Raw genomic sequence first — 12,403 nt, 5'->3', positions numbered from 1 at the left:
GCCCGGACGGCATGGTGGGGTATGATAAAACTCCTCGGCTCCAGGCCCCGGGCTTGGCGCTTAACCTGATTCAAGGAGCAAGAAATGCTGACCAGTGCGCGCAACGAATTCACAGGCAAAGTGACCGCCATCCAAGAAGGCGCGGTCAACGATGAAGTCGAGATCACCCTCCCCGGCGGCGACCGCATCGTTGCGGTCATCACCCGGGAAAGCACCAGATACCTGGAACTGAAGCCGGGCGCGGAAGCATTGGCGCTGGTGAAGGCGCCGTGGATCATCCTGTCTGCGCCCGACGCCGGCATCAAGTTCTCTACCCGCAACCGCCTGCAAGGCACGGTCAAGGCGGTGAAAGCCGGCGCGGTGAATACGGAAGTCGAAGTCAGCCTGAACGGCGGCGCAACACTGGTGGCCATCATTACCCAGGAAAGCGCGACCAGCCTCGGCCTCGCGGCCGGCAAACCGATCGTGGCGATTTTCAAGGCATCGCACGTAATCGTCGGCGTCAAGACCTGACCGCGGCGACCGGCAGCCGCAGCCCGGCGCCGAGGGCGTCGTTCAGAACCAGTGATTGGCCTGTTTCAGGTCGTTGCGTAGTTCTTTAAAGCAATGATCGGTCCATTTGCTGCGGCTGACCTCGTTCCTGCGCATCAGGATGATCTTCCGTTTCAGCGTCGGCGAGCGCAGCGGCGCCACGTGCAGGCTGCTGTCTTTCAGGTAAGCGGTATACAGGCTGGGCATGATGCCTACCGCGATCCCGGAGCGCACGATGCCATACAGCGATTCGCTGTGGACTACCTGGTACAGGCTGGACGGCGCCAGTTCATGCTGGCGCAGCGCGGCTGACGCGAACTCCCAGATGCTGCCGGTAGTAAACATCACGATCTCTTCCCCCGCCATCTGGCGCCACTGCACTTCCTTGGCCGCGGCCAGCGGATGGCCGCGCGCCACGATCAGCACCAGCTCATCCTCGAACAAAGTCACGGTTTCCAGGGCATCGGTCTGGGCCTGCTTGACGCCGACGCAGAAATCCAGCTCGCCCGTATGCAGGGCTTCCAGCAGCGCGTCGTTGGGCATGTCGCACAGCACGATCTCGATCTGGTCGCCGTAGCTCTTGCTATAGCGCGCCACCACGGCGGCGGTGAGCGTCATGGCGGAAGGAATGGTGCCGACGCGGATCCGGTGGCGGCCGCTGCCGATGGCGCGCTGGATGTCGCCGAAAGTGTTGTTGGCGGTATTGAGCAAGTGTTTGGCGTACTCCAGCACCACCGCGCCTTGCCGGGTCAGTTCAATCTGGTGCGTGGTGCGGTCGAACAGCTTGGTCCCGAGCTGGTTCTCCAGCTGCTTGATGGCTGCGCTCAGCGCCGGCTGGGTCACCGACAGTTCCTGGGCCGCCTTGCTGAAGCTGTTCTTGCCGGCCAGCTCCACAAAAGCCTGCAGATGGCGCAGGGTAAACTTGTTGTCGAGTTTGAGGATCGTCATGGTTATAAATTAAATTTATTAAATTATAAAAATAAACACATTATCTTATTCATCAACTTAACATATTCTCAGCCCAAGAGATCAGGGAGTGATCATTTTTGTGGCAGCGTGAGTCAAATCAACGGGGAGAAGATGCGATGAAAAAGTGGATGATAGGGGTGCTGGCCGTGCCGGGGATATGCGCGGGGACGGCGCAAGCGCAGGTGACGCAGAACAAATTCGAGATATACGGTTTGTTGTCGGGCGGCATCGGCTACCTGTCCAACGAGAACGGCAAGCACAACCTGGAAGCCATCAGCGGCACCAACCAGAATCCGCGCATCGGCTTTCGCGGCCAGGAAGACCTGGGCGCCGGCTCGAAAGCGCTGTTCGCGCTGGAAAACGGCTTCAACCTGATGACCGGCACGGCGTCGCAAAGCGGCCGCCTGTTCGGCCGGCTGTCGTATGTCGGCCTGAGCAACGTGAATTTCGGCACCTTTACCATGGGCCGCCAGTACGAGGCGGTCAAGGATTACCTCGGCCCGGTGGTGATCGCCAGCAACGGCGTGCATATCGGCGACAACGATAACGGCTACAACAACCTGCGGGTGCAAAATTCGGTCAAGTACGTCAGCCCGACCGTCGGCAACTTCAATCTCACGGCGGTTTACGGTTTCGGCGAAGTCGCCGGCGACGCCAGCGTCAACCGGGTATACAGCCTGGGCAGCGGCTACAAGAACGGCGATTTCAGCTGGGCCGTGGCCTACACCCAGTTCAACACGCCGAACAGCGCAAAAAGCCCGGACGGCGCCATCAGCAACGACTACGCCAGCCCGCTGCTGATATTCAACAAGAGCGCAGTCACCAAAAACACCGGCGTGAGCAAGCAGCGCATTGCCGGCACCGGCGGCTTCTACAAGGTCGGCGCCACCGATTTCGGCGCCCTGTACACCAATGTGCGCTATAACTATCTGGACAATTCCAGCCTGACTCTGCAGAATTTCGACCTGAACCTGGTGCACCACCTGACGCCGATGCTGAACCTGGGCGCTTCGTATTTTTACACCACCGGCAAATACGATGTGATCGACAAGAAGCCGAGATGGCACCAGATCAACCTGCAGGCCGATTATTTCCTGTCGAAACGGACGGATGTGGCCATTACATACAGCTACCAGAAGGCGGTGGGCGATGCGACCCAGGCCACGATCTTCGGCTTTCCCTCCTCCAGCGACCGCCAGCAGTCGGTGCTGTTGCTGGGCATGCGCCACGTATTCTGAGCGCCTGGGCCGGCGGCGCGCTGCCGGCGGCCCTTCGATTTAAGGAAACCTTGTGAAAAACACTCTCCCATACCTGTTCGCCGGCGGCCTGGCCCTGCTGGCTGCCGGCGCTGCCCAGGCGGAAAAGCGCACGCTGGTGATTTCAGCCTATCCGATCGCCCAGCCCTTGTTTGCAAAACATGTCTACGAACCGTTCAAGGCGCGCTGCGGCTGCGACATCGTGGTCGAGACCGGCAACAACGCCGACCGCATCGCCAAGCTCGAAGCGCACCGCGCCAGCCCGGTGATCGACCTGGTGCTGCTGTCGGATTTCGGCATGCTGGAAGCGGCCAACAAGGGCCTGGTGGCGCCGCTCGACTACGCCAGACTGAAAAACTACGGGCAAATCTACAATTTCGCCAAGAATCCCATAGGCGGCAATTTTGCCGTCGGCTACACCATTTATTCAGTCGGCCTGGTGTATCGCAGCGACAAGGTCAGCGGCATCAAATCCTGGCAGGACCTTTGGCGCAGCGACCTCAAGGGCCGCATTTCGCTGCCGGACGTCAGCACCACCCAAGGCCCGCTGATGCTGCAGATGGCTGACCTGGCCTGGGGCGGCAAGGGCGACGACTACGCCACCGGCATGCAGAAAATCACCGCCATCAAAAACAATGTAGTGACGTTCTCGAAAAACAGCGCCCAGCTGTCTTCCCTGTTCGCCCAGGATGAAATCTGGGCGGCGCCGGTGGCGCGCTTCACCTGGTCGCAGCTGCTGAAGACCGGCATGCCCCTGAAATGGGCCATCCCGGCCGAAGGGCAGGCTGCCGGCATGAACGTGATGGGCATCGTCAGCCAGTCGAAAAACGCCGACCTGGCCTACCAGCTGATCGACTTCTGGCTGTCCAAGGAAGTGCAGACCGCGCTGGCCATGGACCTGGTCGATTCGCCGGTCAACCAGCAGGTGGTGCTGCCCAAGGACAAGGCCGAATTCAATACGTATGGCGCGGAACAGATACGCTCGCTGAAATTCGTCAAGCCCGAGCTGATCCTGAAACAGCGCTCGAACTGGATCGCGCAGTGGAACAAGGCAATCAGCAAATAACTGCTGAAACGGGATATTTGCAATGCAAAAGAAACATGTAGGCATGTTGCTGGTGGCGCCGGCCCTGGTCTTTACCCTGGCCTGCTTCCTGCTGCCGGTGCTGGCCCTGCTGCTGGAGGCGTTCCAGATCGACGGCGGCGCCTGGGGGCTGCAGCGTTTTGTCGCGTTTTTCGGCGATCCGCTGAACCGCCAGGTATTCCTGCGCACCTTGCGCATCGCGGCGCTGGTGACGCTGTCGGCGGTGCTGCTGGGCTACCCGGCGGCGCAGGCGGCGGCCAAGGTGGCGCCGCGCTACCGCGGCCTGATGCTGGGCATGATGATCCTGCCGCTGATGGTGTCTCCGATTGCCCGCACCTACGCCTGGATCGTCCTGCTCGGCCGCAACGGTGCGGTCAATTCGGCCTTGCAGGCGCTGGGCCTGAGCGATGAGCCGCAGCGGCTGCTGTTCAGCGAACTGGCGGTGTATGTCGGCCTGTTGCAACTGCTGCTGCCGCTGATGCTGATGTCGCTGGTCGGCGCGCTGGAAAACCTGCCGCGCGACGTCACCCACGCCGCCGCCACGCTCGGCGCCAATGCCTGGCAAACCTTTTGCAAGGTGACGCTGCCGCTGACGCAGGAAGGCTTGATCGTCGGCGGCACCCTGGTGTTTACCGGCTGCGTCACCGCCTACGTCACGCCGGCGCTGCTGGGCGGCCCCAAGGTGCTGATGCTGGAAACGCTGCTTTACCAGAAAGTCAGCGTCGAAAGCGATTTCGGTTCCGCCAACGTGATCGCCGTGATCCTGGTGGTGATGACGCTGATGGTCAACGCCGGGTTAAAACGCATTTCTTCGAGCCGGAGCAAGGTATGAAAGAAGGACTCTTTTCGCGCTGCATGCTGTGGCTGGTGCTGCTGTTCCTGCTGGGGCCGTTCGCCATCGTGTTCATGGCCGGTTTCAGCGGCGGCGAAACGCTGGCGTTCCCGCCGCCGTCTTATTCGCTGCGCTGGATCTTCGAGGTGCTCGCCGCCGACGAATTCCGCCGCGCCTTCCAGACCAGCCTGCAGATCGGCCTGATCGCCACCGCGGTTGCCCTGTTGCTAGGCACGCCGGTAGCCTATGCCCTCTCGCGCACCAGGCTGCCGGCGATGGCGGCCATCAAACAGGTCCTGACTTCGCCGCTGATCATTCCCGGCATGATCGTCGGCCTCGGCTTGATGCGCTATGTGGTGCTGCAGATACACGCGCCGGTATTCGCCGGCCTGCTGATCGGCCATATCGCGCTGCTGATCCCGTATGCGGTGCGGGTGGTCTACGCCAGCCTGGTCAACCTGCGGGTCGATATCGAAGACGCCGCCGTGATGCTGGGCGCGTCCCGCCTGCGCAGTTTTTTCATGGTGGTTCTGCCGAATATCCGCGGCGCCGTGATCGCCGCCTTTTTCCTGGCCTTCGTCACCTCGTTCAACCAGGTGCCGGTGTCGCTGTTCCTGACCGGCCCCGGCATCAGCACCTTGCCGATAGAAATGCTGGGCCATATGGAAAACACCTTCGATCCCTCGATTGCCGCCCTGTCGACCCTGCTGGTCTTGTTCACGATAGCGTTCGTGCTCGTCACCGAGCGCGTGCTGGGCATTTCAAAATACATGTGAGAACACCATGAGCTACCTACAACTGCAGCAGCTGAGCAGCGGCTACGGCAACAACAAGGCTGCCGTCAACCAGCTCGACCTGGAAGTCGAACAAGGCGAGCTGATATCGCTGCTGGGCCCCAGCGGCTGCGGCAAGACCACCACCATGCGCGCAATCGCCGGCCTGCTCGAACTGCAGCACGGCCGCATCGTGCTGGACGGCGAAGACATCGGCAAGAAGCCGCCCAACAAGCGCAACATCGGCATGGTGTTCCAGTCCTACGCCTTGTTTCCGCACCTGAATGTGTGGGACAACATCGCTTTCGGCCTGCGCTTGCGCAAGGTGCCGCAGGCAATCCTCAGGCAGAAAGTGGAGGCGGTGATCGCAGCCGTCGGCCTGAGCGGTTTTGAAAACCGCTTGCCGGCGCAGATGTCCGGCGGCCAGCAGCAGCGCGTGGCGCTGGCGCGGGCGGTGGTGATCGAACCCAAGCTGCTGTTGCTGGACGAACCGCTCTCCAACCTGGACGCGAAGCTGCGCGTGCAGATGCGCGCCGAGCTGCGGCGCATCCAGCGCGAGCTCGGCATCACCATGCTGTACGTCACCCACGACCAGGAAGAAGCGCTGGCGCTGTCGGACCGGATCGTGGTGATGAACGGCGGTAAGATCGAGCAGCTGGACATTCCTGAAACCATCTTCAACGCGCCGCGCACACGCTTCGTCGCCAATTTCATGGGTTTTGAAAACCTGTTCGAGTATCGCGACGGCCGCCTGCACCACGCAGCGCACAGCCTGCCGTTCGGCGACAGCGTGCCAGGCGGCACCACTTGCATCGGCTGGCGCCCGGACCGCATCCAGGTCGGCGCCGGCCAGCACAGCGGCACCGTGCTGTCGCGCGGTTTCCTGGGCGACACGGTGGAATACGTTTTGCAGACGGCGATCGGCCCGGTCAAGGGGCTGGCCGCGGTCGGCGCTTCGATCTGGCGCGAGGGCGACCAGGTCAGCTTTGCGCTGTCGGCCAAAGACGCCCTGTTCCTGAACCAATGATGCAACTGACCCGGTGGCAAACCGAACCAAATGGAGTCCATGCTATGCGTAAAATCTGGCTAGATACCGATCCCGGCTTCGACGACTGGCTCACCATGCTGCTGCTGTCAGCCAATCCCTGGCTGGAATGGCTGGGCGTCAGCGTCGCGGCCGGCAACGCGCCGCTGGATGTGACTTACGACAATGCGCTGCGCATCAAGGCGCACTACGGCCTGGACGTGCCGGTCTACCGCGGTTGCGCGGAACCGCTCAACGGCCGGCAGGAAACCGCCCAGTGCATCCTCGGCGAAGCCGGCATGCGCACCACCGGCGCCAGCCTGCCGCCGGTGGCTGCGGCGGCGCCCGACCTGCATGCCTGCGACGCCTTGATCGCGGCGATACGCCGGCATCCCGGAGAGATCACCCTGCTGGCGATCGCACCGCTGACCAATGTCGCGACAGCCCTGCTGCGCGCGCCCGATATCGCCGCCCGGATCAAGGAAATCATCCTGATGGGCGGCTCTACCGACCAGGGCAATCACACCGCCGCCGCCGAATTCAATATCTATGCCGATCCGGAAGCCGCCGATGTCGTATTCCGCAGCGGCGTGCCGTTGCGCATGTTCGGCCTCAACCTGTGCCGCCAGCTGGCGGTGACCGGCGCCGAGGTAGCGCAAGTCAGGGAGGTCGGCACGCAGCGCAGCGACTGGCTGGCGGGTTACCTGGAAGGCTACCTGCGCATCCGCAGCGCGGACGGCGGCGTACCGATGCCGATGTACGACCCGGTGGTCGCCCTGTACCTGCGCTGGCCCGAGCTGTTCGAGTTCAAGCCGGCGCACGTCGCCATCGAACTGAACGGCCGCTTCACGCGCGGCATGACGGTCTGCGAATTCCGCGTGCCGCAACGCGCCGCCGCCAACGTCGAGATCGCGGTGGCCGCCAATGGCTGGCTGGCCATGCAACATCTGATGGAAGATTTGCTGCCGGCCATATCCTGAACCGGCGCCTCCCGTGCGCATGTCATTTTTCAAACGAAACAAACGAATCACCATGAACAAATTTTTATCGTTTCCCGCCGGCTGCGCCGGACGGCCTGCCTCATGAGCCAGATCAAACGAGGCGTGGACATACCTGATGCGCAGCGCCTGGAGCAATTCCTGCGCGCCATTCCCAAGGTCGAGCTGCATTGCCACCTGTACGGCACGGTGCGCAAGCAAACCTTCATCGAGCTGGCGGCCAAGGCCGGCAACGTTGTCAGCCGCGAGGAAATCGAGGCCTTCTATACCCGCGGCGAAAAACCGGTCGGCGTGCTGCGGGTGCTGCGCGCACTCGACACCCACCTGATCGTCAGCCCGGCCGACCTGCATCGCATCACCTATGAATACCTGCAGGACGCCGGCGGGCATGGCGTGCGCTACGCCGAATTCTTCTGGAATCCGACCGGCACCGTGCACGTCTCGCAGATCGGCTATGCCGCGGCCCAGGATGCGATTGTCGCGGCGATCCGCGACGCCTTGCACGATTTCGGCGTCGTCGGCCGCCTGGTGCCCAGCATAGACCGCGAGGCCGATCCGGCGGCGGCGGTGGAAATGGTGGAATGGATGTGCGCCCACCGGCGCGACGAGGTGATCGGCATCGGCATCGATTACCGCGAAAACGACCGGCCGCCGGAACTGTTCTGGAAGGCTTACCGCGACGCCCGCCTGGCCGGCTTCAAGACCACCGCGCACGCCGGCGAATTCGGCATGCCCTGGGTCAATGTCGAAAGCGCGCTGGAGCTGCTCAAGGTCGACCGCATCGACCACGGCTACACCGTGATCGACAATCCCGAGCTGGTGCAACGCTGCATAGAGCAAGACGTGATCTTCACGGTGGTGCCGACCAATTCCTATTATCTGCGGGCGCTGGCGCCGGAGCGCTGGCACCTCGACCACCCTATCCGCGAAATGGTGCGGCAGGGACTGCGCGTGCATCCGAATACCGACGACCCCACCTTGCACAATGTCACGCCGACCCAGGCCTGGCTGATGATGCTGCAGTTCGGCCTCGACCTCGACGCGTTGCGGGCGTGCCTGCTGAACGGCCTCGACGGCGCCTGGATCGACGCCGCCACGCGCAGCGGCTGGCGCAGCCAGTGGAGCGCCGAGTTCGATACCTTGCGCAGCCAGTTGGCGCCGGCGTCCTGATTCAAGTGGTGTTTTGAGTTGCCATTGGGGAAAATTAATGGCGCAACAAGCCGGGAAAGCCTGATTTAAGCAAGCTTTAAGTAAAGCCAAGTAGAATTACTTAATCTGAACGCTTGCCCGGCGTGCGGGTCGAATTGCACAGCGCCGGCCTGCCGGCGGCCATGCCCGATGTAGCGGGCAAGGACGATGCCCTTGCCGCTCAAATCAACACCGAACATCGAATTGAAGGTTATATGCGCTTAAAAAACAGTCTGTTATGTGTCATCCTGGCAATTTCGACCGCTGCCCACGCGCTGGAATCGGGGCCGCCGCCGGTCCTGTCGCCAATGCAGCAGCAAGCGCAGGCGGCGCACCTGAGCGCGCAATTCCTGACACGCTTCCATTACAAGCCGGTGCCGCTGGACGACACTTTGTCGGCCAAGGTCATCAACCGCTACATCAAGTCGCTCGATCCCGAAAAATTCTTTTTCGTGCAGGCCGACATCGATCAGTTCACGGCCGAGAACACCAAGCTGGACGACGCCATCTATCACGAAGACCTGCGCATCCCTTTTTCCATTTTCAACCTGTACCAGCAGCGCATCGTCGAACGCCTGACCTATGCGCGCGAGCTGCTCAAGCAGGGTTTCGACTTCAGCCAGAAAGAAGACTACTCCTTCGTCCGCGACAAGGAGCCTTGGCCGAAATCCGAAGCCGAGAGCCGTGACCTGTGGCGCAAGCGCGTCAAGAACGACTGGCTGCGCCTGAAGCTGGCCGGCAAGAAGGACCAGGCGATCCGCGACACGCTCGGCAAGCGTTACGAAAACTCCCTGGCGCGCGCCTACAAGTACAAGAGCGACGACGTGTTCCAGATTTTCATGAACGCCTATGCGACATCGATTGAACCGCACACCGATTACCTTGGCACCAGCGCGGCGGCCGATTTCGATATCTCGATGAAGCTTTCGCTGGTCGGCATCGGCGCGGTGCTGCAGGAAAGGGATGACTACACCACTATCCGCGAACTGGTGGCTGGCGGCCCGGCGCAATTGTCCGGCAAGCTTGCCGTCGGCGACCGGATTGTCGGCGTCGCACAAGGCGACAAGGGCGCCATGACCGATGTGGTCGGCACCCGCATCGACGATGTGGTCAAGCAGATCCGCGGCGCCAAGGACACGGTGGTGCGGCTCGACATCTTGCCGGCCGACGCCGGCCCGGACGGCAAGCACAAGCTGATCAGCCTGGTGCGCAACAAGATCAGCCTGGAGCAGCAGGCCGCCAAGAAAACCATCCTGACGATCAAGAACGGCGACGCTACCCGCAAGGTCGGCGTGATTACGCTGCCAGCGTTCTACGAAGATTTCGACGGCCGGCGCAAGGGCGACAAGAATTTCCGGAGCGCCAGCCGCGACGTTGCTGCGCTCCTGGCCGAACTGAAAAAAGAGAAGGTCGACAGCGTCCTGATGGACTTGCGCAATAACGGCGGCGGTTCGCTGACCGAAGCGGTCGACCTGACCGGCCTGTTTGTCGGCAAGGGCCCGATCGTCCAGCAGCGCAATGCGCGCGGCGATGTCAACGTCGAGGGCGACGATATTCCTGCGCCGGCATGGACCGGTCCGCTGGCGGTGCTGATCAACCGCGGTTCGGCCTCTGCCTCGGAAATCTTTGCGGCGGCGATCCAGGACTATGGCCGCGGCGTCATCATCGGCGAAGGCAGTTTCGGCAAGGGCACGGTGCAAACCATGGTCAACCTTGACGAGCTGTCGCACAACGACAAGCCGAAATTCGGCGAACTGAAGATGACCATCGCCCAGTTTTTCCGCATCAACGGCGGCACCACCCAGCTGCGCGGCGTGACGCCGGACATCAGCCTGCCAGGTTTCTCGGATCCCGAAAGTTTTGGCGAATCGAGTTACGACAACGCCTTGCCGTGGTCGCAGGTCAAGGCAGCCGACTACACGCCTGTCGGCGACGTCAAGGGCCTGCTGCCGCAGATCCAGAGCCGGCACGATACGCGGGTCGAAAAGGACAAGGACTTCCAGCGCTTCCAGGAAGACGTGGCTGAGCTGAATGCGCTGCGCAAGAAGCGCGTCATCTCGCTCAACGAAACCGACCGCCGCAATGAAATGAACCAGCAGGAAGCCCGCCTCAAGGCGCGCGGAAAGGCTGGGGCCGGCGACAGCGACAGCAAGGACAAGGACGCTGCCGATGCGGCCGACCTCAACCGCCAGGACGACGGCCTGCAAGCCAACGAACGCAGCCTGAGCGCCGAGCTGGCGGCAGAGAAGGCGCAAAAAAGCGCCAAGGACGTATTGCTGAACGAAGCCGCGAAAATCCTGGGTGACACTTCAGACCTGCTCAAGGCCAATCCGAAATTCGCCATGCAGCCGGCCAGCGGCAAGGACAAGTGACGGTCATGCCGCGCCTTGGCCTTGCCGGCGGCGCGAGCTAGCGATCAACGCATGGTGTAAAGTAAAAGACAGGCGTTTGCCTGTCTTTTTTTATTTCCGCTATGGACCGCTTGAAAATGATCACCATCAGTCCCTATTCAGAATCGTATCGCGACGGCGTGATCGCGTTGATCCTGCCGATCCAGCAGACCGAATTCGGCTTCGCAATCACTTTGCAGGAACAACCCGACCTGCTGGATATCCCCAATTTCTACCAGAGCGGCCACGGCAATTTCTGGATCGCCCGGGCCGGCGAGGAAGTGGTCGGCAGCATATCGCTGAAAGATATCGGCAACGCCCAGGGTGCGCTGCGCAAGATGTTTGTCAAGGCGCCGTTCCGCGGCCGTGAGCACCGGGTCGCCCATCGTTTGTTGCAAGAACTGCTCGGCTGGTCGCGCCGGCAAGGATTGCGGCAGGTGTTCCTGGGCACGACGGCAGCCTTCCTGGCCGCGCATCGTTTCTATGAAAAGAACGGCTTTGCCGAGATCGACGCCGACGGACTGCCGCCGGCTTTCCCACGCATGGGGCTCGATACCAGGTTCTATCGCCTCGACCTGTAGTTCCAGCCAGGCCGCCGCACCAGGTGGACTGGGCGCACAGGCAGTTCCCAGGCTGGCATGCAGCGCCGGGCCAAAACGGATAGGATGATGCTCTCGGCTTGATGCCCATCCTTCCAGGAGTCCGACATGCAGTCCTTATCGATGTACCAAATTTCCGTTCCGGTGTTCGTGCGTGGCTTAGGCGTGCTCGCCGGTTACCTGGAGAAGGCCGAGGCCCACGCCAAGGCCGGCAACATCGACCCCGCCGAAATGGTCAACGCCAGGCTGGCGCCGGACATGCTGTCGCTGGCAGGACAGATCCAGCGCGCCAGCGACACTTCGAAAAATGCCATCGGCCGCTTGTCGGCGGTCCAGGCGCCACGCTTTGAAGACAACGAGACGACACTAGCCGAGTTGCAAGAGCGGATTGCCAAGACAATCGCATTCCTGGAAAGCGTACAGCCGCAGGATTTGCAAGAAAGCGCAACACATCCGGTGACGTTAACCTTCGGCAAGTTCAAAACCACCCTGCAAGGCGACGCCTACCTGCTGACGTTCACCCTGCCGAATTTTTTCTTCCACGTAGCCACCGCCCACGCCATCCTGCGCAACAAAGGAGTAGCCGTAGGAAAACTCGACTACCTAGGCCACTTCGACATAGAACCGGCCTAACAGAAATTAATTAGGGTCAGAGTTGAATTAATTTTTAAGAATTAATTCAACTCTGAGGTAGCCCGGCTTTGATGGACATCTCAAATAGGGGACAATATGTCCTCGAGAGGAACCCATGAAAGCAAA

At 61.6% G+C, this 12,403-nt stretch carries 12 protein-coding genes; 11 read left to right on the top strand and 1 reads right to left on the bottom strand.

Annotated features, from left to right (window positions below; all coding sequences use genetic code 11):
* Positions 1-84: 84 nt before the first annotated feature.
* Entirely contained in the window at positions 85-513 is a 429-nt protein-coding gene (locus V8G57_RS22045; protein WP_342831222.1) for a TOBE domain-containing protein, read from the top strand.
* 42 nt (positions 514-555) lie between these two features.
* Here V8G57_RS22045 and V8G57_RS22040 read toward each other — a convergent pair whose 3' ends face one another.
* A complete protein-coding gene (locus V8G57_RS22040) occupies positions 556-1,479 on the bottom strand; it encodes a LysR family transcriptional regulator (protein WP_342831221.1) in 924 nt (307 codons plus the stop codon).
* A gap of 137 nt (positions 1,480-1,616) precedes the next feature.
* On the opposite strand from V8G57_RS22040, the gene V8G57_RS22035 reads away from it, so the two are divergent.
* From V8G57_RS22035 to V8G57_RS21990, 10 genes are all read left to right on the top strand, one after another.
* Complete coding sequence (locus V8G57_RS22035) at positions 1,617-2,738, top strand: porin (RefSeq protein WP_342831220.1); 1,122 nt, start codon at positions 1,617-1,619, stop codon at positions 2,736-2,738.
* A gap of 52 nt (positions 2,739-2,790) precedes the next feature.
* Positions 2,791-3,822: an ABC transporter substrate-binding protein gene (locus tag V8G57_RS22030; RefSeq protein WP_342831219.1), complete on the top strand. Its 1,032-nt coding sequence runs from the start codon at positions 2,791-2,793 to the stop codon at positions 3,820-3,822.
* 22 nt (positions 3,823-3,844) lie between these two features.
* A complete protein-coding gene (locus tag V8G57_RS22025; protein ID WP_342831218.1) occupies positions 3,845-4,672 on the top strand; it encodes an ABC transporter permease in 828 nt (275 codons plus the stop codon).
* A complete protein-coding gene (locus tag V8G57_RS22020; protein WP_342831217.1) occupies positions 4,669-5,448 on the top strand; it encodes an ABC transporter permease in 780 nt (259 codons plus the stop codon). The genes V8G57_RS22025 and V8G57_RS22020 overlap by 4 nt, the downstream gene beginning before the upstream one ends.
* Positions 5,449-5,455: 7 nt before the next feature.
* Positions 5,456-6,472, top strand: coding sequence for an ABC transporter ATP-binding protein (locus V8G57_RS22015; protein ID WP_342831216.1), 1,017 nt, complete (start codon positions 5,456-5,458; stop codon positions 6,470-6,472).
* Between the two features lie 44 nt (positions 6,473-6,516).
* Positions 6,517-7,449 (top strand): nucleoside hydrolase, encoded by a 933-nt coding sequence (locus tag V8G57_RS22010; RefSeq protein WP_342831215.1) that lies wholly within the window; start codon positions 6,517-6,519, stop codon positions 7,447-7,449.
* A 102-nt stretch (positions 7,450-7,551) separates the two neighbouring features.
* On the top strand, positions 7,552-8,637 hold the full coding sequence (locus tag V8G57_RS22005; protein WP_342831214.1) for an adenosine deaminase family protein: 1,086 nt from the start codon (positions 7,552-7,554) through the stop codon (positions 8,635-8,637).
* Between the two features lie 233 nt (positions 8,638-8,870).
* Positions 8,871-11,027, top strand: a complete 2,157-nt coding sequence (locus V8G57_RS22000; protein ID WP_342831213.1) for a carboxy terminal-processing peptidase — start codon at positions 8,871-8,873, stop codon at positions 11,025-11,027.
* Between the two features lie 116 nt (positions 11,028-11,143).
* Complete coding sequence (locus V8G57_RS21995) at positions 11,144-11,626, top strand: GNAT family N-acetyltransferase (protein WP_342831212.1); 483 nt, start codon at positions 11,144-11,146, stop codon at positions 11,624-11,626.
* A gap of 126 nt (positions 11,627-11,752) precedes the next feature.
* Positions 11,753-12,277: a DUF1993 domain-containing protein gene (locus tag V8G57_RS21990; protein ID WP_092402415.1), complete on the top strand. Its 525-nt coding sequence runs from the start codon at positions 11,753-11,755 to the stop codon at positions 12,275-12,277.
* Positions 12,278-12,403: the final 126 nt, after the last annotated feature.

This window comes from Collimonas rhizosphaerae (genome assembly GCF_038896935.1).
In the GTDB taxonomy this organism is placed as follows: domain Bacteria; phylum Pseudomonadota; class Gammaproteobacteria; order Burkholderiales; family Burkholderiaceae_D; genus Collimonas; species Collimonas rhizosphaerae.
This window is presented reverse-complemented; position numbering and strand designations above follow the sequence as displayed.